Consider the following 24387-nt stretch of genomic DNA (forward strand, 5'->3'; position numbering starts at 1 on the left):
GGAGGGCGGCGGCCGGGGACGGCACGGCACCGTCAGGGCGAGGTGGACATCGCGTTGCCGGAGTCGCTGTCCGAGGCGATGAAGTCCCGATCGCTGGTGTGTTCCGAGTCGTCGTCGCCGCTGAGGTACTCGCCGGCGGCGTTGCGCTCGAAGTCGTGGCTGCGGTTGCAGGTGGCGCACTCGATCTGCAGGTTGTTCAGGTCGTTGTAGGCGACCTTCGCCTCGTCCATGGTGGTGACGCCCTTGGCCCGCAGGTACTGCTGCCACGGCACGCGGTGGCCGATGTCGATGCCGGGGTAGGTGACGCCGCGCCGACAGGACGCGCACTGCCACATCAGGACGGGCTGGCCCGTCTCCGAGAACGGGTCGACGACGCTGCGGCTCTCGGAGTTGTCGATCAGGGACTCGCGGGTACGCGCGTACCAGTCCAGCCGGTCCAGGCCGTTGACGAAGGCATCCACCTGGGCCTGCGTCTGGGCGTTGCGCGGCTGCTTGACGGGGATCTCCCTCGGCCCGTTGTACAGCAGCGGATCCGCCTGGTCGTCGTACCAGCGCTGGACCGGCGCCGAGGCGGTGACAGGAGCGCCGGCGGCGCCCGCGCCCTGGCCCTGTACCGCGCTGGTCCCGCCCGAACGCATCCGCGCCGCGTTCGACGCCGCCTCGCGTTCCTCACCGTCGTGCGGATGGGTCATGTTGAACCCGCCGCCCGTCGGATGCCCCGTCGAGGTCCTCTGCTGGTTCCGGACCACGTGGGTGAGTTCGTGGTCCAGCGTCTGCGCATCGCGACCGTGCTCCCCGATCACGATGTCCTGGTTCACCGTGAACGCCCGTGCCTGGACGGCGGCGGCCGCCTGCCGGGCGACGGCACCCGTGTGCACCCGCACCCCGGACAGGTCGGCCTGGAACTGGTCTTCCTTGCGGGCCAGGACGGCCCGGTCCAGCGGGCGGCCGTGCGTCCGCAGGCCGGCCTCGACGTCGGAGCGCTGAACGGGCTGTTCATGCCCGCAGCCCTCACCGTGCTGGTGCTCCTCCTCCTCGCGCGCACGCTGCATCATCCGCAGCACCGTCTGGTTGCCGACACTCGCCTGGAGTCCCGTCAACCCGCCGGGCGGGCCCGAGCGTGCCGTCCTGTCACGGGCCCGCGGAGCAGCGGATCGGGACGTCCTGTCATGCGAGTGCATCCGGCCTCCTCGGCTGAAGCTCTGAGGATCCGAACCTAAGGGCGTCGCGTGGCCTCCGGAACCCGCAGCCGCGCAATCCGTCGGGCGGATGGTCTCCGGCTCGCGTCCCACCTGCGGCGATGCGCTTCCGGAACATCGGCGCAGCACTCGACTCTACCCAAAAGGGCACCGGGGCTTCCCGGAGGTCGCGTCGCGCGGCCCTCACCACCATGCCGGGTTCAGTGCCGGTGGTGGTTGTCCGGTTGGGCCGGGTCGCCCGGGTGCTCCAGGCCCGGGACGAGGGTGAGGCGTTCGGCGCGGGCCTGGTCGAGCCAGCGGACGAAGGCCGCGCGCCGGGCGGCGGCCGTGACCTCCCCCGCGGCACCGGAGGAGGCGGCCGTATCGGCGCAGGGTTCAGCCGCCCGGGCCGCCGTCCAGGCCCCCGCGGTGACCCACTCCCCCGGCGCCGCCTGCCGCAGGGCGTCGGCCAGGGCGGTCGGGAGGGTCTCGGGGTCGGCCTCGAACTCACCGTCGGGGGTGGCCACCCGCCACACGGTGCCGGGTGGCCGGCGGTCGGTCAGCGACCGGTACCGCTCCACCTCCCCCGGTGCCGGGGCGACCTGCGCCGTGACCGCCGCGTACACCGCCCGGACGGCGGCGCTGCCCTCGTAGGCGGCCGCGGTGATGGAGCCGAGCTCGACTGCGGCCCGCTGGTCGAGCCGGGCGGGGGCCGGCCCGGCGGGGTGGCCGAGCCCCCGCTCGGCGGCGACCGCCGCGCACAGCGCCTCGGTCAGCAGCACCTGGGCCACCCAGCGCGCCAGTTGCCGGTCCTCCGCGCTGCCGGGCCGGGGCAGCGCCGCGGAGCGCGGGCCCCGACGCAGGGCGGCGAGCCGGCGGTCCAGCTCGGTCCGCGGCAGCGGGCGGCCGTCGAGCAGGCCCAGCACGGGGGCCTCGGCGGGCGCGGTCACGGCTCCACCACCAGGGCGACGGTCGGCGAGTACTGGCAGCGGCCGAACCACATCACCTTGGTGAGCGCCCAGTAGGCCCCGGGATCGGTGTCCTCGGGGACGGCGACCTCGAAGGCGAGCGTCTCCTCGGCGCCGGCCGCGAGCGTGAACCCGCGGACGGGCGCGGCCACCGCCTCCCAGCTGCCCCAGGGCGAGACCAGCTGCAGTTCGCCGCGGATCCCGCCGCGGGTGCGGTTGGCCAGCAGCACGTCGAGGGTGGCGCGGCCGCCGGGGGCGACGTGCAGCGACTCCTGGCCGACCGCCACCGTCAGGCCGGTGTCCCGGCCGGTGGCGGCCTTGGTGCCCTGGGCGGCGGCCCAGTCCTCCGGGGCGTCGCCGGGTGCCGGGAGCAGCTCGGGCGGCGCGCCGACCGCGATGGTCACCACGTCCTCGATCCGCTGGCCGTCGTGGGCGATCCGGACGGCGGCGAAGTACAGCCCGGGTTCGACGCCGGTGGGCGGGGTGAGGGTGACGGGGAAACGCAGGTGGCCACCGGGCGCCAGCCGGTAGGGGCGGGCGCCTGGTCCGGCCTGCCAGCCATCGGGCGGCAGCACCGTGGCCGTGCCCTCGACGGCGGCGTCCCGCAGGTGGGAGGAGAGCGCGACGGACAGCTCGACCGGCTCGCCCCCGGTGCGCAGCAGGCCGGGCGAGACGCCGACCGAGACGGGGAGGTAGCCGAGCGGGGCCGGGCCCCGGTTGTGCAGCCAGTAGCGGGCGTGCACGGGCTGCGCGGCCTCGGCGACCGGGCCGAGCACGGGCGCGTCCGGCCTGTCGGCGGCGGCCAGGGTCGGCCGGGCGAGCAGGGTCGCGATCTGCGAGCCGGTCAGCTCGACCGGGCCGGGGAGTGCGGCCGTCGGGCGCTCCAGCAGGTCGGCGCGGTGCAGCCCGGTCAGGCCGAGGGCTCCGCCGAGGACGGCGGTGCGGCCGAGGCCGGTGGACTCGACCAGCCTGAGGGCGAGGTCGACGCCGGTCGGCGCGGCCGAGCCGTGGGCGATCGGGTTCCCGGCCGGCTTGAGGGTGCCGAGCAGGACCTCGCGCTGCGGTTCGACGCGCAGCCAGGAGAGCACGGCGGGCAGCGGGCCGTCCTGACCTCCCTGGCCGTCCTGACCGACGGAGCCGTCCTGGTCCACCGGGCCGCCCCGGCCGACCGGACCGCCTGAGAGCCGGGTGTACAGCGGGTGGTTGAACTCCTGGCCCTGTGCGGGCAGTGCCTGGGCGCGCCAGTCGCCCGCACCGCCGGTCAGGGCGTAGCTGAACTCATGTGTCCAGTGCTGGAGTTGGAAGGAGGATCCGTCGGGCACGGTACGCCGGGGCGGGTCGATCCAGACCCCGGAGGGCCAGCCGGTGCAGGAGCGCAGCAGCGAGAGGTGCAGCGCGCCGGTGGCGTCCACGGCGAAGCCGGGCAGGCCGTAGGTGAGCAGGGCCACGGTGTGGTCGGCGAGTTGCCCGTGGACGGCGCCGGGGCAGACGGCGCCGATCCGGGCGTCGGCGAGGTCGCGGGTGAGCGCCGCCGGGTCGGTGGTCACCAGGGCGGGCAGCGCGCGCAGGTCGCGCAGGTCGGCGCCGGGCTGCCAGACCTCGGCGAGCGGGGTGAGCGCTGGCACCCAGACGGCGCCGTTCGCCTTGAGCACGGCGGCGTACTCCTCGCCCGCGCGCTCGATCAACTCCCTTGCGGCGTCGTTCTCCTCGGGGCCGCCGAGGACGATCCGGAAGTCCGGCAGGTTGGAGTCGACGTCCAGCCAGCCGTACCGGGCCCAGTCGGCGCCGGAGGCGGTGGCGGTGACGCCGACCCGGGCGAGGGCGACGACCAGGTCGCGGGCGTCGGCGGCGGCGTCGAGGTCGGGTACCACCACCTCGGCGACGCCGAGGGCCCGCTCGCCGAGCGGGTTGCCGGCCGGGTCGGTGAGGACGGCCCGGGCCGTGGCGCCGAGGCCGAACCAGGTGTTGGCGGGGTTGTCGAGGGTCCAGGGCGCCTCGGCGGAGTCGACGTCGGGCAGCGCGAAGCCGCGGCCGACGACCGCGCCGGCGACCTCGCTGACCGGCAGCGCTCCGGGGACGTCCACCGGGAAGCGCAGCCGCAGCAGGCGGTCGGCGCCGGAGTAGTCGACCACCCTGGTCCGGCAGTCGACCCGGTCCAGTCCGTGCCAGAGGGTGACGGTCTGCTCGTAGCGGACGGCGTCGACGGTGCCGGCGATCACCAGGCGCTCGCCGAGCGGGCCGCACTCGCGGCGGACGGCGGCGGGCCGCTCACCGGAGCCGAGTACCGGGCCCTTGGGGACGAGGTGCCAGGGGCCCTCGCCGAAGTCGGGGTGCTGCGGGTACTCCTCGTAGACCCGCAGTTCGTTGCCGATCCGGCCGTCCTGGATCAACTCCCGGTCGTGCAGCAGATCGTGGACGCTGGTCAGGCCGCCGCCGCGGGCCGGGTCGGCGGTCACGCGGTACCGGTCGTTGGCGGCGGTGCAGCCCTCGGCTGGCGACCAGGCGGGGGCGGCCCGGCCCGCGACCAGGCGCCAGGTGCGCCAGCCGAGGGCGGGCACCTCGGCGGCGAGGAAGCGCAGGGTGCCCCGGTCGACGCTGCTGGGCACCTCGGCGCCCGTGTCGTCCAGCACCCGGACGGCCCGGTCGCCCTCGGGGAGCCGGACGGCGGCCAGGTCGGTCCGGTCGAAGGAGAGCGTGTTGGTGACCACCACGGCCGTGCCCGTGCCCCGGGTGTCGATCCGGGCGGTCAGGGCGTCCAGCGCGGTGTCGCGGACGGCGGCGGCCAGGTCGTGGGCCTCGCGCCAGCCGCCGAGCAGGTCCAGGTACACCTGGTCGGACTCGGAGCCGGTGATCGCGTCGTGGTGGGCGCCGTAGGCGAGTTGGCGCCACACCTTGTCGAGCGCGGCCTCGGGGTAGCGCCCCAGGCCCTGCACGGTGGCGAGGGTCGCGAGCTTCTCGGCGTCGACGGCGGCGACCTCGGCGGCCCGCTGGGCCTGCTTGGTGTCGATGTAGGAGACGTCCTTGCCGGTGTACACCGGGTTCATGTCCCGGGTCTGCGGGCTGGGCCGGCGGCCGGTGGCGGCGAGTTCGGCGCGGACGGCGGCCAGGAAGTCGCGCGGGGTGCCGCAGACGAAGCGCGGCCAGAGGTACTTGGCGGCCCAGGAGCGGTGGATCGCGGTGACCCACTTGTTCGGCGGGGTGTAGTCGGTGCCGACGGGCAGCAGCAGGTTCCTGGTCGCCCCGACCGGCTTGAGCTTGCGGTACAGCTCGTAGACGGCCTGCTCGGCGGTGGCGAGGTCCGGGGAGGAGTCCATCCACCAGCCGGCCGAGTAGTGGTGCGGCATGTAGTGGGTGAGCACGCCCTCGCCCGAGGGGGCGATCCACTCGAACTCGCTCGGGAACTGCATCACCCGGGCGTCGTCCTTGGCCTCGCGGAAGTTCTTCTGGATCGGCCCCCACTGGTGGAACGGGCCGCGCGCCCAGGCGCTGCCGGTCAGGCCGGCGGCGGCGAGGTGGCCGGGGAACTGCGGGTCGTGGCCGAAGACGTCGAGCTGCCAGGCGGTCTGCGGGTCGCCGCCGAGGATGTCCCGCTGGTAGCCGATGCCGTAGACGATGTTGCGGATGGTCGTCTCGGCGCCGGTGAGGTTGGTGTTGGGCTCGTTGTAGGTGCCGCCGACCAGCTCGACCTGCCCGCGCTCCAGCAGCAGCCGCAGGGTCTCGCGGCGCTCGGGGTGCTGGTCGAAGTACGGCTTCAGGTAGTCGACTTCGGCGAGCACGAAGCTGTAGACCGGGTCCCGCAGGGCCAGGTCCAGGTGGGCGTCGACCAGGGCGAAGCCGTTGCGCTCCCAGAGCGGGCGGGTGGTGGCGTCGGCGGAGAGCAGCTCCCACGGGGAGGTGTACGCGGCCTGGGTGTTCCACCAGACCGGGTCGTAGTGGAAGTGCGAGACGAGGTACATGGTCCAGCCGGGTTCGGCGACCTCGACCACGCCCTCGGCGGCGGCGCCCTCGACCACGACCGTGACGGGCAGCCGCGCGCCGGGCCCGGCGCCGGTGATCTCCAGGGGGACTTCGACCAGCCCCGTGCCGGCCGCCTCGCCGCGTACGCCCGGGCCGCTGACGGTGATCCGGGCGGGCGGGCCGTCGAGGGTCACCCGCAGCAGTTGGCGCGGCGCGTCCTCGGGGCCGGTGAACAGGTCCGTGCTCTCGACGGCGGTGATGGTGACCGGCACGGGGAGGGTCCTTTCAGGAAGTGGAGCGGGCTCGGCCGGGTGGCTACGCGCCCCAGGCCTCGAACTCGTAGACGCGGGCGGCGGGGTCGGAGGTCTGGGTGGGCCTGGTCACGACCAGGCGGACGTAGCGGGCCGTGGTGGAGACCGGGTGGGTGGTCGTCCCGGCGGTGTTGCCGGTGACGTTGGCGACGGTGGTCCACGGGTCGGTGGCGGAGTTGCGGACCTGCACGGAGAAGTCACGGGTGTTGTAGGAGGCGCTCTCACCGCCGGCCGAGGCGTGCTTGACCACGAACTTCGACAGCGGCTGCGCCGAACCGAGGTCCACCTCAAGCCACTTGGCCGAGGTGGTGGTGCACCACTTGTCGCCGTTGCCACCGTTGACGGTACCGTTGACCGCCTTCGCCGGGGTCTCGTTGGCGTTGCACTGGCCGGAGCCGGTGGCCGGGCGGTTCAGCGCCAGGTTGCCGCCGGCCGGCGGGGTGCCCGTCCAGGAGACGGTGGCGCTGGCGGCGGACGAGCGGCCGTACTCGGTGGAGACGGCCTCGACCTCGATGGTGGTGGCGCTCTCGGTGCCCACCCGGTCGAGCCGGTTCACGAAGTAGGCGTCGGACGGGGTCGCGCCGAGGTAGGAGCGGGTGCCGTCCGGGTTGCGCCGGTAGAGCTCGTAGTGGTGGACGGCCCCGCCCGTGGACCCGGTCCAGGACAGCCGCAGCGACTGGCTGGTGCCGGGCACGGTGTCGGCGGCACCGAGCACCGTGAGTCCGCTCGGCGCGGCCGGAGCGTCCACCGCGCCGTCGTAGACCGCCAGTTGCCCCACCTTCACATCGTAGGCGGGGTTGGACCCCTCGGCCTGCAGGCCGATCTGGGCGATGGTGCGGCCGGCGTAGGCGGAGAGGTCGAGGGTCCTGCGCTCCCAGCCGTTGCCGCCGGTCGAGCCGAGGTCGAGGGTGGTGAAGCTGGTCGGCGCGTCGGTGAAGGAGATCGCGGCCTTGAGGTTGGTCGCCCCGGCGGCCGGGGTCTTCAGGACCACCGAGAGCCTGCTGTCCGCCGCGACCGGGAGCCTGGTCTCGTAGAGGCGGATGGTGTTGGCCGCGTCGAGCCGACCGGTGAGGCGCAGCGTGGAGCCGCCCTCGTAGGCGTCGGTGAAGTCGATCGAGGGCGTCAGCCTGCTGCCGGTGGAGCCGACCAGCCAGCGGTAGGTGGGCGGGACGTCCTGGAGCGACAGGTTGTTCCAGCCGCCGGTGGCGACCCGGGTGCCGCCGGAGTTGTAGAAGTCGCCCTGGCCGGAGTCGAAGTTGGTGACGAAGGGCTTGGCGGTGATCGGCGAGGACTCCGCGATGTACGTGGAGAGGCCCTTCCAGCTGGACGAAGTCGTCGTGTTGGACGGGTCGTTGTTGGCACCGACCCAGTAACGGGCGTCCTTGGCGTAGAAGTCGGCGCGGTCGCTGGCGGACTTCCAGGTCCACTCGGGCCGGTAGAGGCCGAGCGAGGTGGTGTGCGGCTTTCCGGCCGGGAAGAGCGTGTTCCAGTCGACGCCGCTGTTGTAGCCGTTGGCCTCGGTGTCGATGCCGGAGTAGAGGTCGTACTCGCTGCGCCCGAGGCCGCGGGCGAGGCTGCGGGAGGAGTCGAGGCCGCCGGAACTCCAGTTGAAGTTGAGGAACATGGAGTCGGAGGTGCGGCGGGTGCCCTCCTGGAGGAAGGAGTCGTTGGCGGTGGTGAACGCGTTCTGCCAGGAGACCGATCCGGACTCGGTCATCGCGTCGTACCACATGAACTCGGTGGAGCTCTTCGCCTTGGTGTACTGCATGAGGTTGCGGACCTCGGTGGCGAGGGCCGAATCGCCGCCGCCGGTCTCCTGGTTGATGAACCAGCCGTCGAAGCCGTAGTACTGGGCGGCCTGGGCGAGCTTGTCCGCGACGGGGTAGCCGCCGCCGGACTTCTGGACGAAGTCGCGGACCCACTGGAGCTGGCCGCCGTAGGCGGCGGGCGGGAAGAAGACCGTGCCGTAGACCTTGACGCCGTTGCGGTGGGCGGCGTCGATGACGGTCGGGTTGGGTGCGAGGATCAGGCCCTCGCCCGCGGAGCCGCCCCAGAAGACGAGCTTGTCGACGTACTGCCAGTAGCCGAAGGCGTAGTAGTTCGGGTCGGCGGAGCCCTGCGAGGGGTTGTTGGAGGTCGGGCCGAAGGAGACCAGGGACGCCACCTTGCCCTCGCCGGCCCGGGCGTTGGGGTTGGCCTTGAGCGCCGGGTCGGTGGTGCGCGGCTGCAGCGGGACGCGGGAGCGGTTGAACCGGGCGTCCGGGTCGGTGGCCGGGTCCCAGTTCAGGATGGTGTTCGGGTACCAGTACGAGGCGTACGGCTGGCTGCCCAAAGCGGCCGAGACGGGGGCCGGGGCGGGGCCCGGGGCGGCCGGTAGGGGCTCCGCGTGGGCGGCGGGTGCGGCGCCCAGCACGGCGGCCCCGAGGGCGGCGCTCAGCAGAAGGGGGAGGCGTCGGGACATGCGGTGGCTCCGATCGAGCGGAGGAGGGTGGGGGTGGGGCCCGCCCGGGGGCGGTCCGGGTGCATGCGAGCGTGGCGGTGCTGGTCGCGGCGGGGTGCCGGGTGGCGCGGAGTGCTCAGGCGGGCCGGTCCCGGCCTGGCCCGGCACGGCGGTGCGGGACCGGCGGTACGAGGGTGCAGCAGTGCGAAGGTGCAGAGGTGCAGCGGCGCGAGTGCGGCAGTACGAACGTGCAGCGGTGCGAGGTGCGGACCTGCGGCCGCGCGAGGGCGCGGCGGTACACCGGACAACCGCCACCGCCGGGAGCGACGGCGGCGGGAGCGGGGCGGCGCCCCGCCCGCGGGGACGCGCCGAGCGTGGCCCGCTCGGCGCAGCGAGGCTAAACCGGTTCAGATCCGCTGTCAACGTTCCGCGCAGCGCCCGACAGGCCGGGCGGCGGCGAGGTGGACTCCCGAACGGTCAGCCGGGGCGTGGGCATCTGCAGGTCACGGCCCGGTCCGGCCTCGTCGAGCACCTCGAGCAGACTGCGGGCCACCTGCTCGCCGAGCGCGAAGGTGTCCCGGCTGAGCGCGGTCAGCGGGGGGTGCACGATCCGGGCGAGCACCGAGTCGTCGAAGGAGACGATCGACAGCTCGCCGGGTACCGAGACGCCCATCTCGCCGGCCACCCCGAGCCCCGCCACCGCCATCACGTCGCTGTCGTAGACGATCGCGCTGGGCCGCCGCGGCCGGGAGAGCAGCGTCCGGGTGGCCGCCGCGCCCTCGGCGTCGCTGAAGTCGGTGGGCACCGAGACCGCCTCCTCCAGGCCCAGCCGCCGGGAGGCGTCCCGCAGCGCGCGGATCCGCCGCTGGGTGTGCTGGAAGTGCGGCAGGCCGGCCAGGTGCGCGATCCGCCGGTGGCCGATCGCGGCCAGGTAGTCGACGATCGAGAGCATCGCCTCCCGGTCGTCCGCCCAGACCCGCAGCGGGCCGCCGCCCTTGCCGGGGCCGCCCAGGACGACGGCGGGCAGGGCGAGTTCCTCCAGCACCTCCGGCCGCGGGTCGCGGACCTGCAGGTCGACCACGATGAACCCGTCGACCCGGTGCTCGGAGGCCCAGCGCCGGTAGACCTCGATCTCGGCGGCGGTGTCCTCGACCACCATCAGGTGCAGCGCGACCGAGCGGGCCGAGAGCACCGCCTGGAGGCCGGACAGCAGCTGGCTGAAGAACGGCTCGACGCCGATGGTGCGGGCCGGGCGCGCGATCACCAGTCCGACCGCGTCGGAGCGGGCGCCACCGAGGGCGCGGGCCGCACTGTGCGGCCGCCAGTTCATGTCCTCGGCGACCCGCAGGATGCGGGCCCTGGTCGCCTCGCTCACCCCGGGTCGCCCGTTCAGCGCGAAGGACACCGCGCCCTTGGAGACACCGGCCTGGCGCGCGATGTCGGCGATCGTCGGTCTGCCCACAGGATCCGACCCCTCTCTTGACATCCAAGTTTAGGCGGGAGCATAGTCCCTGCAACAGCTAGACCGGTTTAGTAAGTCAGGTTCTGCACGCCGGCACAATCCCCCACCCACCCTCAGGACCGGGAGACCCTCATGCGAAGAATCTGGGCGGCACTGACGACGGCGGCGGTCACCACCGCCCTGCTCAGCGGCTGCGGGCTGAGCTCCGACACCAAGAGCGACGACACCGCGGCGAGTGCGGCCGCCACCGGTGAGGTCAAGGGCAAGGTCTCGCTCCAGACCTGGGCGCTGAAGCCGAAGTTCACCGACTACGTGCAGGGCGTGATCGACGGCTTCAAGAAGCAGTACCCGGGCGTCGAGGTCGAGTGGCTGGACCAGCCGGGTGAGGGCTACTCGCAGAAGGTGCTCAGCCAGGCCGCGGCCGGCGGTCTGCCGGACGTGGTCAACCTCCCGCCGGACTTCGCCCTCCCGCTGGCCAGGCAGAACATGCTGCTCGACGTGGCCAAGGCCGATCCGAAGCTCGCCGACGAGTACGTCGCCGGCGGCGTCGACGCCTACCGCTTCGCCGGCCAGGACGGCACCTACGGCTACCCCTGGTACCTCAACACCGATGTCAACTACTGGAGTTCGGAGCTGCTCGGCAAGAACGGCCTGGACCCGAAGACCCTCCCCACCACCCTGGACGAACTCATCGCCCAGGCCCGGGTGATGAAGGAGAAGTCCGGCGGCCAGACCTATCTGATGAGCCGCAAGCCCGGCCTCGGCGACCTGGTCAACGCCGGTGTCAAGGTGATGTCCGACGACGGCAGGTCCTTCACCTTCAACACCCCGGAGGCCGCCGCGCTGCTCGACAAGTACCGCGACGCCTTCAAGGAGGGCCTGCTGCCGAAGGACGTCCTGACCAACACCTACGCCGGCAACTCCAAGCTGTTCAACTCCGGTGCCGCGGCCTGGACCACCGGAGGCGGGAACTTCATCACCAGCCTGGCCACCGACAACCCCACGCTCGCCCCGAAGATCGTCCCCTCCCCCGCGATGGGCACCCCGCCGCTGTACGTGCAGGGCCTGTCGATCTCCAAGGGCAGCAAGAACCCGGCCGCCGCGGTCGCTCTGGCCCGCTGGGTCACCAGCCCCGGGAACCAGGCCGCCTTCGCCCACCTGACCAGCGTGTTCCCGTCCACCAAGGCGTCCGCGGGCGACCCGTTCTTCAGCAAGGGCGACGGCACCAACGCCGGCGACGCCAAGGTGATCGCGTTCACCTCGCTGGCCAAGGCGAAGATCCTCCAGCCCGTCCAGGTCGACGACGCGATGAGCACCGTCGTCAACCAGCAGATCGCCCTGGCGATCAGCGGCGACGCGAGCTCCAAGCAGGCCCTGGACACCGCCGTCGAGCGGTGCAACCAGCTGCTCAAGGGCTGACCCGGCCCCCGCACGGCCTCGCACCGGTGGAGCGGCGGCACCTCCCGAACCCGGGGACCCTCAGGCGTCCCCGGGCCCCCGGGACCCCTAGGCCCTGTCCGGACCCAGGGGCCGCCGCCCACCGGGAACGACCCGCACCGCCCCCAGGAAGGCAACGGCATGACCCACCGGCGTTGGTTCACCCCCTGGCTGCTCGCCGGGCCCGCGATCATCTGGCTGGTCGTCTTCAACCTCTGGCCGACGCTCAACACGGTGATCCTGTCGTTCACCAACGCCAAGCCGCTGGGCGGCGGGCGGTTCACCGGCCTCGACAACTACGAACGCGTGTTCAGCGACGAGCAGTTGGCCGACGCCCTGCTCAACAGCGTCGTCTACCTGCTGATCTGCCTGCCCCTGCTGACCGTCCTGCCGCTGCTGCTCGCCCTGCTGGTCCAGCGCAAGCTGCCCGGCATCACCTTCTTCCGCACCGCCTTCTACACCCCGGTGATCGCCTCCGCCGTGGTGGTGGCGCTGATCTGGGGCTGGGTCCTGGACGACCGCGGCCTGGTCAACGGCCTGCTCCAGCAGACCGGACTGGCCGACTCCCCGGTCGCCTTCCTGACCGACCGCTGGCTGCTGCTGCTCAGCTCGATCGCCCTGACCACCTGGAAGGGCCTCGGCTACTACATGGTGATCTACCTGTCCGCCCTGGCCAACGTCGGCCGCGAACTGCACGAGGCCGCCGCCGTGGACGGCGCGAGCGCCTGGCGCCGGTTCCGGCACGTCACCCTGCCCGGGGTGCGGCCCACCATGGCGCTGATCTCGGTGCTGATCTCGGTCTCCTCGCTGCGCGTCTTCGCCGAGCTGTACGTGCTCTCCAACGGCACCGGCGGGCCCGGCGGCCGGGACATGTCGGTGGTGATGCTGATCCAGATGTACAGCCGCGGCTTCACCGGCCACCTCGGCTACGCCTCCGCGCTCAGCCTGCTGCTGTTCGTCATCACCCTCGGCCCGATGCTGCTGCTGATGCGCCTGAACCGGAAGGCGGACTGACCCCGTGACCCGACCCGCCGCCCCGACCGGCCCCACCGCCACCGCCACCGCACCGCAGCCCGGCCCGCCCGCACCGCCCGACCGGGCCGCACCGGCCCGGTCCACCCGCCGTACCCGGAGCTTCAACTCCCCCTCCCCCGCCCAGGTCGCACTGCGCTACCTGCTGTTGCTGGTCGTGCTGCTGCTGGTGATCGGCCCGTTCCTCTGGCAGCTCTCCACCTCGCTGAAGGGCCCGGACGAGGACGTCTTCACCCTCAGCCCGAGCTTCGTCCCCGAGGACCCGACCTTCGCCAACTACGGCAAGGTCGCCGACACCATCCCGGTCTGGGCCTACGCCGGCAACTCGCTGGTGGTGGCCGCGATCGCGATCTTCGGCAACGTGGTCGGCACCACCCTGGCCGGCTACGCCCTCGCCAAGCTGCGATTCCGCGGCGCCCGGCTGGTGTTCGGTCTCTTCCTGGCGACCCTGGTACTGCCCGGCGAGGTCACGATCGTCTCCCAGTACGTGACCGTGCGCAGCCTGGGCCTGGCCGACACGCTGACCGGCGTCGCCCTGCCCGGCGCGATCGCCATGCTGAACGTGCTGCTGATGCGCACCGCCTTCGCGGCGGTGCCGCCCGAGCTCGACCAGGCCGCCCTGGTGGACGGCGCCAACGTCTGGCAGCGGCTGTGGCACGTCGGCCTGCCGAACGTGCGCGGCATGCTCAGCGTGATCGTGATCTTCACCTTCATCGGCGCCTGGGACGACTTCCTCTGGCCGCTGATCGTGCTCAACGACCCGCAGAAGTACACCCTCACCGTCGGGCTCCAGTACCTCAACGGCACCTTCTCCGCCAACCCCCGGCTGATCGCGGCCGGCACCATGATCGCCTTCCTGCCGATCGTCGTGGTGTTCGGCGTCTGCCAGCGGTTCTTCTTCCGGGGCGTGGAGGAGGGGGCCGTCAAGGGGTGACCGCCGGACCAGCCCGACCCGTCGCCGAACCCCGCGACGGCCGCTCTCACCGAGGAAGCCGACCGAGCATGACCGCCGACCAGGACCGCACCCCGGACGCCCCCGCCCCGCGCTTCGGCGTCAACTACACGCCCACCGCCGGCTGGTTCCACCACTGGCTCGACTTCGACCTGGACGCCGTCCGGGCCGATCTGGACTCGGTCGCGGCGCTCGGCCTGGACCACGTCCGGGTCTTCCCGCTCTGGCCGCTGTTCCAGCCCAACCGCACCCTGATCCGCCCGCGCGCCGTCGAACAGCTGGCCGCACTGGTGGACGCGGCCGGCGAGCGCGGGCTGGACGTCTCGGTGGACGGCCTCCAGGGCCACCTGTCGAGCTTCGACTTCCAGCCCTCGTGGACGCAGACCTGGCACCGGCGCAACATCTTCACCGACCCGGACGTGGTCGACGGCCAGGCCGCCTACCTGCGCACCCTGGCCGCCGCGCTGGACGGCCGGCCCAACTTCCTCGGGATGACGGTCGGCAACGAGATCAACCAGTTCTCCGGCGACCCGCACCCCGACCCGGACCGGGTCACCCCCGAGCAGGCCGAGGCCTGGCTGCGCCGGATGCTCGCCGCCTGCGAGGAGGGCGCGCCCGGCCGGCTCAACCTGCACGCCTCCTACGACGCCGCCTGGTACCTGGACGAGCACCCGTTCACCCCCTGGCACTCGGCCCGGATCGGCGCCGCCACCGCCGTCCACTCCTGGGTGTTCAACGGCACCGCCCAGCGCTACGGCGCCCACTCCACCGCGACGGCGCAGCACGCCGCCTACCTGGTCGAGCTGTCCAAGGCCTGGGCGGCCGAGCCGCACCGCCCGGTCTGGCTGCAGGAGGTCGGCGCGCCGGCCCCGCACATCACCGCCGAGGACGCCGCCCGGTTCACCGGCGACACGGTCGCCGCCGTGCTGGACTGCCCCGACCTGTGGGGCGTCACCTGGTGGTGCTCGCACGACGTGGACCGCTCGCTGGCGGACTTCCCCGAGCTGGAGTACAGCCTCGGCCTGCTCACCACCGACCGCCGGGTCAAGCCCGCCGGCGCCCGGATCGCCGCCGCCGTCGAGGAGCTGCGCACCGGTTGGCGGGCGCCGCGCCCGCGCACCACGGCGCTGGTGGTCGACACCGGTGACGCCGTCGCCTCGCCCAAGCGCTCGGTCTGCGGCCCGGGCGGCGCCGTGTTCGAGGCGTTCATGCGGCTCACCGAGGCCGGCGCCCGGCCGACCGCGGTGCTCGCCGAGCACGCCGCCGATCCGGCCCGGCTGGCGGCCCGGGGCATCACCGAGGTCGTCCACCCCGACGACGTACCCTGACCACCGCCTCCGGCCGCGACCCGCCCACCCGGACGACGTACGCTGACCACTGCCTCCGTCCGCCGTCGTCCCGCCCCGCAGGGCCCAACCCGTGTCACGCACCGCCAGTCACACACCCTCAGCCATGCAACGGAGCCTGCCGACATGCACGATGACCGCACCCTCGTCGAGTCCCGTCTCAAGCGCGTCCTCGACGAGCGCATCCGCCCGGCGATCCACCCCGAGTCCGTCCCTCTGGAGGTCGGCATCTGGACGGCGCCCGGCGAGCCCGTCCCGGTCGCCGAGGGCCTGGCCGCCCCCCGCACCCCGATCGCCGTCGGCGAGGCCTGGGGCGCGCCGTGGGGCACCAGCTGGATCACCGTGACCGGCACCGTGCCCGAGGCCTGGGCCGGGCGGACGGTCGAGGCGCTGATCGACCTCGGCTTCGACGCCAACATGCCCGGCTTCCAGTGCGAGGGCCTGGTCTACCGCCCGGACGGCACCCCGGTGAAGGGCCTCAACCCGCAGAACCAGTGGGTGCGGATCGCCGCCCCGGCGGCCGGCGGCGAGCGGGTCGAGCTGCACGTCGAGGCGGCGTCCAACCCGGTCATCCTGGACTACCACCCCTTCCTGCCGACCACCCTGGGCGACCGGGAGACCGCCGGCGACCAGCCGCAGTACAAGCTGGAGCGAATGGACCTCGCGGTCTTCGACGAGACGGTCTGGCAGCTCGTCATGGACCTGGAGGTGCTCGGCGAGCTGATGGCGGAGCTGCCGGTCGACGGCGCCCGCCGCTGGGACGTGCTGCGCGCCGTCGAGCGGGCGCTGGACGCGGTCGACCTGCAGGACGTCAACGGCACCGCCGCCGCGGCCCGTTCGCAGCTCGCCGAGGTGCTGGCGGCGCCCGCCGCGCCGTCCGCGCACCGGATCAGCGCGGTCGGCCACGCGCACATCGACTCGGCCTGGCTGTGGCCGCTGCGCGAGACGGTCCGCAAGGTCGCCCGGACCACCGCCAACATGACGGCGCTGCTGGAGGACGAGCCGGACTTCGTCTACACCATGTCCCAGGCGCAGCAGTACGCCTGGATCAAGGAGCACCGGCCGGAGGTGTACGCCCGGGTGAAGAAGGCCGTCGCCGAGGGCCGGTTCGTGCCGGCCGGCGGCATGTGGGTGGAGTCCGACACCAACATGCCGGGCTCGGAGGCGATGGCCCGCCAGTTCGTCCACGGAAAGCGGTTCTTCCTGGAGGAGTTCGGCGTCGAGAACCAGGAGGCCTGGCTGCCGGACACCTTCGGCTTCACCGGCGGGCTGCCGCAGATCATCCGCAACGCCGGCTCCAAGTGGCTGCTGACGCAGAAGATCTCGTGGAGCCAGGTGAACAGGTTCCCGCACCACACCTTCCTGTGGGAGGGCATCGACGGCACCCGGATCTTCACGCACTTCCCGCCGATCGACACCTACAACTGCTCGATGAAGGGCAGCGAGATCGCGCACGCCGCGCGGAACTTCAAGGACAAGGGCGTCGCCCGGCACTCCATCGCACCGACCGGCTGGGGCGACGGCGGCGGCGGCACGACCCGCGAGATGGTCGCCAAGGCGGCCCGGCTGCGCAACCTGGAGGGCTCGGCCACCGTGGTGTGGGAGCGGCCCGCCGAGTTCTTCGAGAAGGCGCAGGCCGAGTACCCGCAGCCGCCGGTCTGGGTCGGCGAGTTGTACCTGGAGCTGCACCGGGCCACGCTGACCAGCCAGGCCAGGACCAAGCAGGGCAACCGCCGCAGCGAGAACCTGCTGCGCGAGGCCGAACTGTGGTGTGCCACCGCCGCGTTGCGCACCGGGCTGGCCTACCCGTACGAGGAGCTCGACCGGATCTGGAAGACGGTGCTGCTGCACCAGTTCCACGACATCCTGCCGGGCTCGTCGATCGCCTGGGTGCACCGGGAGGCGGAGCAGACCTACGCGGGCGTCGCCGCGGAGCTGGACGCGCTGATCGACCGGGCGCAGCAGGCCCTGGCGGGGGACGCGGCGGGCGGGCGCGAGCTGCTGTTCAACGCGGCGCCGCACAGCCGCTCGACGGTGCCCGCGGGCGGGGCGGGGCCGGCCGGCCCCGCGGTGGCGGGCTGTGCGGTGACGGCGCGGCCGCAGGGCGGGTTCGTGCTCGGCAACGGGCTGCTGGACGTCACCGTGGACGGCGACGGCCTGGTGGTCTCGGTGGTCGACCTGGCGGACGGCCGGGAGACCGTCGCGCCCGGTACCCGGGCCAACCTGCTCCAACTGCATCCCGACTTCCCGAACATGTGGGACGCCTGGGACGTCGACCAGTTCTACCGCAACACCGTCACCGATCTGACCGCGGCGGACGAGGTCGCGGTGGCGGCCTCCTCGGTGGACGAGGTGGCGGTGCGGGTGGCGCGCTCCTTCGGCTCGTCCACGGTCGTCCAGACGCTGACGCTGCGCGCGGGCGCCAAGCGCCTCGACATCGACACCGAGGTGGACTGGCACGAGACGGAGAAGTTCCTCAAGGCCGCGTTCCCGCTGGACGTGCACACCGAGCGGTACGCCGCCGAGACCCAGTTCGGCCACCTGTACCGGCCGACCCACACCAACACCAGTTGGGAGGCGGCCAAGTTCGAGGCGTGCAACCACCGCTTCGTGCACCTGGAGGAACCCGGCTGGGGCGTCGCGCTGGTCACCGCCTCCACGTACGGGCACGACGTGACGCGCGCGGTGCGGGAGCAGGACGGCGGGACGACCACGACGGTCCGGTTCTCGCTGCTGCGCGCGCCGCGCTTCCCCGACCCGCAGACCGACCAGGGGCTGCACCGGTTCCGGCACGCGCTGGTGCCGGGGGCGGCGATCGGCGACGCCGTCCGCGAGGGCTACCGGATCAGCCTGCCCGAGCGGCGGGTCACCGGCAGCGCCGAGTCGGTGCCGCCGCTGGTGGCGGTGGACAACGACGCGCTGGTGGTCAGCGCCGTCAAGCTGGCCGACGACGGCAGCGGGGACGTGGTCGTGCGCGTGTACGAGGCGCACGGCGGCCGCGCCCGGGGCCGGCTCGTTCCGTCCTTCCCGCTGGCCGGCGCGGTACCGTGCGACCTGCTGGAGCGGCCGTGGGACGGCACGCGCGGCGAGGTCGTGGCGGCCGAGGACGGCGTCGAGCTCGGACTTCGGCCGTTCGAGCTGGTCACCCTGCGGCTGACCCCCGGTGGCGCGACCGTCTGACGCTCATGCTCACCGTGCGGCGCCCCGGGATCCCCGGGGCGCCGCATCCCGTCCCTCCCTCCCCCTCTGGAGCCCCCGCGATGACCGTGTCCGCCTCCCCGCTGTTCGCCGCCGTCGACATCGGCGGCACCAAGATCGCCGGCGCGCTGGTCGACGACCGCGGGGAGCTCCGGCACCGCCTCCAGCTGCCCACCCCGGCCCGGGAGTCGGCGGAGGTGGTGGTCGGCGTGGTGCACCAGGTGCTCGACCGGCTCTCGGCGCACCCGGACTGGGCGGAGGTGGGCGCGGTCGGCATCGGCAGCGCCGGTCCGGTGGACCTGGTGCACGGCACCGTCAGCCCGGTGAACATCCCCGCGTGGCGGGCCTTCCCGCTGACCGCCTCGGTCGCCGCGCACCCGGCCCTGGCGCACCGGATACCGGTCGCACTAGCCGGGGACGGGGTCGCCATGGCGGCCGCCGAGCACTGGCGCGGTGCGGCGCGCGGCGCCGAGAACGCGCTCTGCCTGGTCGTCTCCACCGGGGTCGGCGCCGGGCTGGTCCTGGACGGCGCGGTACGGCCCGGCCCGAGCGGCAACGCCGGCCACCTCGGCCACATCTGCGTGGAGCTGGACGGCGAGCCCTGCCCGTGCGGCTCGCGCGGCTGCCTGGAGGGCATCGCCAGCGGGACGGCGATCGCCCGGTACGCCCTGGACCGGGGCTGGCGGCCCGCGGGCGCCGACGCCTCGGCCCGGGCCGTCGCGGCGGACGCGGTGGCCGGCGACCAGGTCGCACTCGCGGCGTACGACCGGGCGGCCCAGGCCCTGGCCGCCGGGATCGCCGCCACCGCCGCCCTGGTCGACCTCGGCCGGGTCGTTATCGGCGGCGGCGTCGCCGAGTCGGGCGAGGTGCTGTTCACCCCGCTCGCCCGCCACCTCGACCGGTACGCGGCGCTGCCGTACGTCCGCGGCCTGGACGTCCGGCGCGCCGAACTCGGCACGGACGCGGGCCTGATCGGCGCGGCGGCCGTCGCCGCCACGGCCCTCGGCGGCTAGGCCCTCGTCGTCGTCGCCGAGGACGGCGTGCTGGAAGCACCTGGCGAGGGCCGGGGTGGCCTGGGCGGCGCGCACGCCGGCGGTGCGGATCTCCGCGCCGAGGACGCTCGCGCGGTCCGGGAAACCTGCGGTGCCGGCATCGCGGACCAGCGCGGCGATGCGGGTGGTGAGGGTCGTGGCGCGCGGGTCGAGGCCGGTGAGCAGCTGGGCGGCGAGGTCGATGCGCATCGGCAGCAGCCGCGGCACCGGCCGGCCCGGTCCACCGGCCGTCGGGGCCGAGTGTGTTGCGGAAGACGGCGGCGCCGTCGCGCCGCACCACACTGAGGTGGTCCACCAGGCGCTGCTCTTCCACGGCCTGGACGCAGTCCAGCACCGCGGCCAGGCAGCGGTCGTGCCCGTCGGCGGTGGTGAACCGGCCCGGCAGGGGTTCCGCTCCGGCTGGCCTCGGCGTAGCGCAGGGCGGTGCCCTGGCGGCTGTCGGCCGCGCGGACGTCCATGACCAGCAGCTCGATGCGGTGTCCGGCCCGGCGCCAGGCGGCTCCCGGCCCTGTCAGGTCGACCGGTTGTTCGCGGGTGTGGTCTGAGGGCTGCCCGGATCGGGGGCGGACAGTGGCCAGTCGGGGTGGGCGAGCTGGTGGCGCAGGGCGTCGAGTCGAGCGAGGTGGTGGTCGAGGGCGGTGGTGACGGTGCTCGTGGTGGCAACAACTCGTGCTTCGAGGTCGTGGATCCGGTCCAGGAGGTCCTGCCAGCGCCTTTCGGCCTCGGCGACAGGGTCAGGCGCGGCGTCGGTCGCTGTCATCGCGGAGCTGGGTGGTGTGGTGGGTGAGGGCGTCGAGGCGGGTGGCGAGGTCGCCCTGGCCGGTGGCGAGGTGGGGGCGGATGGCGGCGAGGGGCGCTATGAGGTCGGCGGGGTCGGTGGCGCCGAGCGCGGCGGTCAGGGCGACCTGGGCGGGGCGGGCGCCGGGGGCGAGTGCGGTCATGGTGATCTGGGCGGCGAGGACCCGTAGCTCGGCGGCGTTGTCGCGGGCCCAGGTGGTGACCGTTCGGTCGGCGGCCCGCCGGTCTCGGACGGCCTTGACGCGTTCCGCACCGGTACCGGCCCGTGTCTTGCCGGCGGCGGGCTTGAGGCGCAGGTAGCGGTTCTCGGCGGCCTGGCGGCTGGCGACGCCCATGGGCCGGGCGAGGTCGGCCCAGGTGGCGCCGGCGTCCCGGGCGCTCTCCACCAGGCAGGCTTCCCACCCGGCGAGCCGCGTTCGCAGTTCACGCAGCAGAATCAGGGCGGCCAGGGCTTGCTCGGGGCCTTCCTGGTCAGGGGCGGTCGGGGGCTGGGACGCGGGGTTCTGGGCGGTGCGGACGGCGTCGTCGATGGCGGCCAGTGCTGCTGCGGCCGCCAGGAACGAGGCGGGCTCGACCGGCTGGGGAGGGCCGGCGGCGGAGCTGCGGGGCTCTTCACTCATGAAGTCACTCTATAGGCGACACAGCGACTTGTCATCGGATGGATGACGCGCTACAAAGGTGTCAGGTGAAGCGCACTGGCTCCCATCGATCTGTGGAGGTGTTTCGCGATGCTGATGCGCACTGACCCGTTCCGCGAGCTGGACCGTCTGACCCAGCAGTTCCTGGGCACGAACGGCACCTGGTCCCGGCCGGCCCCGATGCCACTGGATGCCTGCCGGGTGGGCGACGAGTACGTGATCTGCTTCGACCTGCCCGGGGTGGACCCGGACGCGATCGACATCGACGTCGAACGGAACATGCTGACCGTCAAGGCCGAACGCCGCCCCCGCCACCAGGGCGACGACGTGAAGTGGGAGCTGTCCGAGCGCCCGCTGGGTGTGTTCTCCCGGCAGGTGATGCTCTCCGACACCCTCGACCCCGCCGGGATCAGCGCCGACTACGACGCCGGCGTGCTGACCCTGCGCATCCCGGTCGCGGAGAAGGCCAAGCCCCGCAAGATCGCGATCAGCCGCAGCGGCGACCGCAAGCAGATCCGGGCCTGACCAACCCCCGATGCCGTTCCGGCCGCCCCTGATCTCTCCCCCCTCGATCGAAAGGGGCGGCCGGAACACCCCCGACCGCCGGCCGCCTCCGCCCAGGCCGGCCCACCCGCGGCGGCGACGCGCAGACGCCGTCGTGCGGCTGCTTGAGCTCACCGGTCTGCACCGGCGCTTGGCCGTCGAGCCCTGACCGGGCACGGTCGCGCCGGACCTGGGGACGGAGGGAGAACCGCAGTGACTCTTCGATGGGAGGCGTTCCTGGAAGAGGTCCGGGAGCGCGGTGAGTACGACACCCCACAGGAGGCCGAGCGGACCGCCCGGGTCGTCCTGGCCCTGCTCGGCGCCCACCTGGTCGGCGACGTGCGCGCGGAACTGGCCGCCCGCTTGCCGGAGACCGTGGCCCTGATCCTGCTCAACCCCTTGCAGGCCGCCGAGCCACTCAGTCCGGAACGGTTCGTGCGCGCGACCGCGGCCTGGATCGAGGGCGCCACCGAAGCCACGGCCCTGTGGGACATCGGCGCCGTCCTGTCCACGGTGGCCGACGCCGCGGGCGACGATCTCACCGGGCGCGTCCTGCTCCAGCTGCCGCCCGGCTACGACCTGCTGTTCGGCCGGCCGACCGCAGGGACACGCCCCTGACCACCCACCTCACGCCGCCGCTGGACCACCGGCGGCCAGCTCCTGGAAGGCCCCACGGTCATGACCCGCTACCGCCACCTTCTCCAGCAGGTCCGCAACCTCGGCCGCTACACCGCCGACGAGGACGCCGAACGAGTCCTTGACGCCGTCCTGGCCCTCCTCGGCGCCCAGCTCACCGGCGACGAACGCTGCGACCTCGCCGCAGTCCTGCCCGAACGGGCGCGCGCCGTCCTCGCCGCCCAGATCCCCCTGCCACGTCCCGTCGCCGCCCCCGCCTTCGTCGACACCCTCGCCCACACCCTGGGCACCAGCCTCACCGCCGCCCGCTGGGACGCCTCCTCCGTCCTGGCCGCCCTCACCACCCTCACCGACGACAACCTCACCGACCGCCTCCTCGCCCACCTGCCCCGCGGCTACGCTCTGCTGTTCGGCCGCGCCGACCTGGCCGCCGCCGCCTGAAGCGGCGGGCCCCTCCCGGGGGGAGCACTGCCCGGGCCGGGCCTTCGCTTTCGGCGACGCAGCCTCTTGGACGAGGGCGCCGACCTGGGACAGGCTCGTGTGCAGACGCCTTTCCCGGGCTGGAAGGGAGCCCCCCATGTCCCCCCGGCACGGCACACGCTTCGAGAACACCGGTGTCCCCGCGCCGCTGCTGCGGATCACCACCACGACCATTCGAGGCACCGCCCAGGTCCTCCGCCTGCACGGCGAAGTCGACCACGACCAGCGTCAGCGGCTGGAGAGCGCGCTCGAGCGTGCCGTGGCCGAGCGACCGCCCCGGCTGGTCGTCGACCTCGTCGGCCTGAGCTTCTGCGACTCCACCTGTCTCAACGCGCTCCTCAAGACCCGGATCGCCGCCCGCGCCGCCGGCATTCCCCTCGTGCTGGCCGCACCCACCTCCCAGACCAGACGACTACTGGAGATCACCGGCGCCAACGAGGTACTGACCATCCACGACAGCGTCCACGCCGCGTTGGCCGACGCCGGATGAGGTGAGGCGACCGATGGACCGACCCCGGCGCTACGCGGTCACCCTGCCCGGCCCGCCCGGCCGACACGGGCCGACCGAGGTCGTCGTCGTCCACCCCACCGGCGAGTCCACCGCTGCCGGTGTGCCGGTATACGCGGATGAGGAGGGCACCTTCCGCGTCGCGATCGAAGGAGAGGCGGCGAGGCCGCTCACCGCACTACCGGGGCCCGGCCAGCACGCCTGCCTTCACGCCGTGCCGCTGCCCTAACAGGGCATCACGCGGATCATCATCCCCGCACCCGACTCCTGCACACGCAGAATGGTTGGACAGGTGGAACCCGCTACCTCGCCGTCATCCCCGCGGCCATCCACCTCGCCAACCGGCTCCGACGAGACAAGCCCCGCTCGCCCTACTCTGTCCTCCTGCCGCTGCTGGCAGAGCACGCCGCCGACCTGCTTCGGGCCTGAGTGGTAGCGGCACAACGGCCCCGACCGCCCGTGCGCCTTTCGGTGGGCGTGAGTCGTGCCTTCCGGACCAGCGCGGAGAACTTGGCGGCCTTGACCGTGTCGTACTGGCTCGCGCCCCAGGACATCAGCAGATCGAGCAGTCCTGTCAGGGCCACCGCGCCGAGGCCGATGGTCAGCAGCTTCACCGTCAGCCACCGGCTTCGGGTGACGCTCTGGTGCCAGGCCAGCCGGTGCGTTCCGGCTGCCAGCTCCCCGCTGATCAATGGTGCTCCCCAGAAGGCACCGAGCAGGCCAGGGACGGTCATCAGGGCCAGATCCGTGAGCATGACGACAGTGGAGTACTTGTCCGCGAAGCCCGAGACGAGGCCGGGCGCGCAGCCTGTGGCGATGCAACCCGCCAGGCTGCGGTCGTAGTCACTGTGGATGCTCAGGCCGAGCACCAGGAGGTAGACCGCGGCGGCGGCAAGAGCAGGGGCGCCGGCGATCGCCTGCGTACGGAACTGACGCCAGGTCACCCAGATCACCGGAGGCCCTCCAGGTCATGCGGGTTGTGCGCCTGCCGGTCGCGGTCCAGGTAGGCGAGGACCAGGTCTTCGAGGTCGGGGTGCTCGGCCTGCCAGTCCCCCTCCGGCAGTGGCTCGGTGGTCCTGACGAGGAATGCGCTCTGGTAGTCGGTGTGGTCCTCCTGCACGACCGACAGGTGTGGGGGGAGCGAGGACGCTGCACGGCGTGGACCGACGATGCGGTAGTGCTCGGCGATCAGGTCCTCGCAGGTCCCGGCCAACCGAACCCGGGCTCCGGAGATCGCCCCGGGCGTCACCCGCCGCCTCATCGAGGAGTTCACCCGCCTCCCCGAAGCCTCCAGCCGGCCCTCCGCCGCGATGCTAGTCAGATCGAGGACGCACGGCCTGCCGCCGGCGTCGTCGATGCAGGCGTTGATGGCCGCGCCCGGTGCCGGCGCGGTGTCCATGCCGACTTCCCCGACGACCACTGGCCAGGTCCTGTCCGAGCGGAGCGGGCCC

General features: G+C 73.3%; 20 protein-coding genes. 11 read left to right on the forward strand and 9 right to left on the reverse strand.

What is annotated here, in order from left to right; genetic code table 11:
- Positions 1-32: 32 nt before the first annotated feature.
- The 5 genes from ACIGZJ_RS12860 to ACIGZJ_RS12880 form a co-directional block, all read right to left on the reverse strand.
- Positions 33-1055, reverse strand: coding sequence for a DUF4157 domain-containing protein (locus tag ACIGZJ_RS12860; protein ID WP_396457212.1), 1023 nt, complete (start codon positions 1053-1055; stop codon positions 33-35).
- Positions 1056-1399: 344 nt separating this feature from the next.
- Positions 1400-2128 (reverse strand): hypothetical protein, encoded by a 729-nt coding sequence (locus tag ACIGZJ_RS12865; RefSeq protein ID WP_396457213.1) that lies wholly within the window; start codon positions 2126-2128, stop codon positions 1400-1402.
- Entirely contained in the window at positions 2125-6375 is a 4251-nt protein-coding gene (locus ACIGZJ_RS12870) for an NEW3 domain-containing protein (protein WP_396457214.1), read from the reverse strand. Before ACIGZJ_RS12870 ends, ACIGZJ_RS12865 begins: the two co-directional genes overlap by 4 nt.
- Before the next feature lie 43 nt (positions 6376-6418).
- Positions 6419-8875 (reverse strand): discoidin domain-containing protein, encoded by a 2457-nt coding sequence (locus tag ACIGZJ_RS12875; protein ID WP_396457215.1) that lies wholly within the window; start codon positions 8873-8875, stop codon positions 6419-6421.
- Positions 8876-9251: 376 nt separating this feature from the next.
- A complete protein-coding gene (locus tag ACIGZJ_RS12880; protein WP_396457216.1) occupies positions 9252-10316 on the reverse strand; it encodes a LacI family DNA-binding transcriptional regulator in 1065 nt (354 codons plus the stop codon).
- Positions 10317-10448: 132 nt separating this feature from the next.
- Here ACIGZJ_RS12880 and ACIGZJ_RS12885 point away from each other — a divergent pair, with 132 nt between their 5' ends.
- The 6 genes from ACIGZJ_RS12885 (at position 10449) to ACIGZJ_RS12910 (ending at position 19294) form a co-directional block, all read left to right on the forward strand.
- Entirely contained in the window at positions 10449-11735 is a 1287-nt protein-coding gene (locus ACIGZJ_RS12885; RefSeq protein ID WP_396457217.1) for an ABC transporter substrate-binding protein, read from the forward strand.
- Between the two features lie 159 nt (positions 11736-11894).
- Positions 11895-12767: a carbohydrate ABC transporter permease gene (locus tag ACIGZJ_RS12890; RefSeq protein WP_396457218.1), complete on the forward strand. Its 873-nt coding sequence runs from the start codon at positions 11895-11897 to the stop codon at positions 12765-12767.
- Positions 12768-12771: 4 nt separating this feature from the next.
- The gene (locus ACIGZJ_RS12895) at positions 12772-13719 is read left to right on the forward strand and encodes a carbohydrate ABC transporter permease (protein ID WP_396457219.1); all 948 of its coding nucleotides are present in this window, start codon (positions 12772-12774) and stop codon (positions 13717-13719) included.
- A gap of 68 nt (positions 13720-13787) precedes the next feature.
- On the forward strand, positions 13788-15065 hold the full coding sequence (locus ACIGZJ_RS12900; protein WP_396457220.1) for a glycosyl hydrolase: 1278 nt from the start codon (positions 13788-13790) through the stop codon (positions 15063-15065).
- A 144-nt stretch (positions 15066-15209) separates the two neighbouring features.
- Positions 15210-18263 (forward strand): alpha-mannosidase, encoded by a 3054-nt coding sequence (locus tag ACIGZJ_RS12905; RefSeq protein ID WP_396457221.1) that lies wholly within the window; start codon positions 15210-15212, stop codon positions 18261-18263.
- Positions 18264-18343: 80 nt separating this feature from the next.
- A complete protein-coding gene (locus ACIGZJ_RS12910) occupies positions 18344-19294 on the forward strand; it encodes an ROK family protein (RefSeq protein WP_396457222.1) in 951 nt (316 codons plus the stop codon).
- Positions 19295-19844: 550 nt separating this feature from the next.
- Here ACIGZJ_RS12910 and ACIGZJ_RS12915 read toward each other — a convergent pair.
- Together ACIGZJ_RS12915 and ACIGZJ_RS12920 are read right to left on the reverse strand one after the other, a co-directional pair.
- Positions 19845-20093, reverse strand: coding sequence for a hypothetical protein (locus ACIGZJ_RS12915; protein ID WP_396457223.1), 249 nt, complete (start codon positions 20091-20093; stop codon positions 19845-19847).
- On the reverse strand, positions 20068-20751 hold the full coding sequence (locus ACIGZJ_RS12920; RefSeq protein WP_396457224.1) for a type III effector protein: 684 nt from the start codon (positions 20749-20751) through the stop codon (positions 20068-20070). Before ACIGZJ_RS12920 ends, ACIGZJ_RS12915 begins: the two co-directional genes overlap by 26 nt.
- Before the next feature lie 108 nt (positions 20752-20859).
- Here ACIGZJ_RS12920 and ACIGZJ_RS12925 point away from each other — a divergent pair, with 108 nt between their 5' ends.
- The 5 genes from ACIGZJ_RS12925 to ACIGZJ_RS12945 all read left to right on the forward strand — a co-directional run bounded on the left by ACIGZJ_RS12925 (position 20860) and on the right by ACIGZJ_RS12945 (position 23165).
- Positions 20860-21294: an Hsp20/alpha crystallin family protein gene (locus tag ACIGZJ_RS12925; protein WP_392940133.1), complete on the forward strand. Its 435-nt coding sequence runs from the start codon at positions 20860-20862 to the stop codon at positions 21292-21294.
- A gap of 231 nt (positions 21295-21525) precedes the next feature.
- The gene (locus ACIGZJ_RS12930) at positions 21526-21930 is read left to right on the forward strand and encodes a DUF2267 domain-containing protein (protein ID WP_396457225.1); all 405 of its coding nucleotides are present in this window, start codon (positions 21526-21528) and stop codon (positions 21928-21930) included.
- A gap of 60 nt (positions 21931-21990) precedes the next feature.
- A complete protein-coding gene (locus ACIGZJ_RS12935; RefSeq protein WP_396457226.1) occupies positions 21991-22389 on the forward strand; it encodes a DUF2267 domain-containing protein in 399 nt (132 codons plus the stop codon).
- Between the two features lie 136 nt (positions 22390-22525).
- Positions 22526-22918 carry an STAS domain-containing protein gene (locus ACIGZJ_RS12940; protein WP_392940136.1) on the forward strand — a complete coding sequence of 131 codons (393 nt, stop codon included), beginning with the start codon at positions 22526-22528 and terminating at the stop codon, positions 22916-22918.
- Positions 22919-22931: 13 nt separating this feature from the next.
- On the forward strand, positions 22932-23165 hold the full coding sequence (locus ACIGZJ_RS12945) for a DUF6296 family protein (protein ID WP_392940137.1): 234 nt from the start codon (positions 22932-22934) through the stop codon (positions 23163-23165).
- A 142-nt stretch (positions 23166-23307) separates the two neighbouring features.
- Here ACIGZJ_RS12945 and ACIGZJ_RS12950 read toward each other — a convergent pair whose 3' ends face one another.
- On the reverse strand, positions 23308-23889 hold the full coding sequence (locus ACIGZJ_RS12950) for a hypothetical protein (protein WP_396457227.1): 582 nt from the start codon (positions 23887-23889) through the stop codon (positions 23308-23310).
- Positions 23886-24335 (reverse strand): hypothetical protein, encoded by a 450-nt coding sequence (locus ACIGZJ_RS12955; protein WP_396457228.1) that lies wholly within the window; start codon positions 24333-24335, stop codon positions 23886-23888. The genes ACIGZJ_RS12950 and ACIGZJ_RS12955 overlap by 4 nt, the downstream gene beginning before the upstream one ends.
- Between the last annotated feature and the right edge of the window lie 52 nt (positions 24336-24387).

The sequence above is a fragment of the Kitasatospora sp. NPDC052868 genome, assembly GCF_044547105.1.
In the GTDB taxonomy this organism is placed as follows: Bacteria; Actinomycetota; Actinomycetes; order Streptomycetales; family Streptomycetaceae; genus Kitasatospora.

Bases quoted from the DNA above. Each gene is read 5' to 3' on its own strand.
- ACIGZJ_RS12905 (WP_396457221.1), top strand. From the start codon at position 15,210: ATGCACGATGACCGCACCCTCGTCGAGTCCCGTCTCAAGCGCGTCCTC.
- ACIGZJ_RS12945 (WP_392940137.1), top strand. From the start codon at position 22,932: ATGGACCGACCCCGGCGCTACGCGGTCACCCTGCCCGGCCCGCCCGGC.
- ACIGZJ_RS12890 (WP_396457218.1), top strand. From the start codon at position 11,895: ATGACCCACCGGCGTTGGTTCACCCCCTGGCTGCTCGCCGGGCCCGCG.
- ACIGZJ_RS12885 (WP_396457217.1), top strand. From the start codon at position 10,449: ATGCGAAGAATCTGGGCGGCACTGACGACGGCGGCGGTCACCACCGCC.
- ACIGZJ_RS12875 (WP_396457215.1), bottom strand. From the start codon at position 8,875: ATGTCCCGACGCCTCCCCCTTCTGCTGAGCGCCGCCCTCGGGGCCGCC.
- ACIGZJ_RS12915 (WP_396457223.1), bottom strand. From the start codon at position 20,093: ATGACAGCGACCGACGCCGCGCCTGACCCTGTCGCCGAGGCCGAAAGG.
- ACIGZJ_RS12940 (WP_392940136.1), top strand. From the start codon at position 22,526: ATGTCCCCCCGGCACGGCACACGCTTCGAGAACACCGGTGTCCCCGCG.
- ACIGZJ_RS12910 (WP_396457222.1), top strand. From the start codon at position 18,344: ATGACCGTGTCCGCCTCCCCGCTGTTCGCCGCCGTCGACATCGGCGGC.
- ACIGZJ_RS12955 (WP_396457228.1), bottom strand. From the start codon at position 24,335: ATGGACACCGCGCCGGCACCGGGCGCGGCCATCAACGCCTGCATCGAC.
- ACIGZJ_RS12920 (WP_396457224.1), bottom strand. From the start codon at position 20,751: ATGAGTGAAGAGCCCCGCAGCTCCGCCGCCGGCCCTCCCCAGCCGGTC.
- ACIGZJ_RS12860 (WP_396457212.1), bottom strand. From the start codon at position 1,055: ATGATGCAGCGTGCGCGCGAGGAGGAGGAGCACCAGCACGGTGAGGGC.
- ACIGZJ_RS12935 (WP_396457226.1), top strand. From the start codon at position 21,991: ATGACCCGCTACCGCCACCTTCTCCAGCAGGTCCGCAACCTCGGCCGC.
- ACIGZJ_RS12900 (WP_396457220.1), top strand. From the start codon at position 13,788: ATGACCGCCGACCAGGACCGCACCCCGGACGCCCCCGCCCCGCGCTTC.
- ACIGZJ_RS12925 (WP_392940133.1), top strand. From the start codon at position 20,860: ATGCTGATGCGCACTGACCCGTTCCGCGAGCTGGACCGTCTGACCCAG.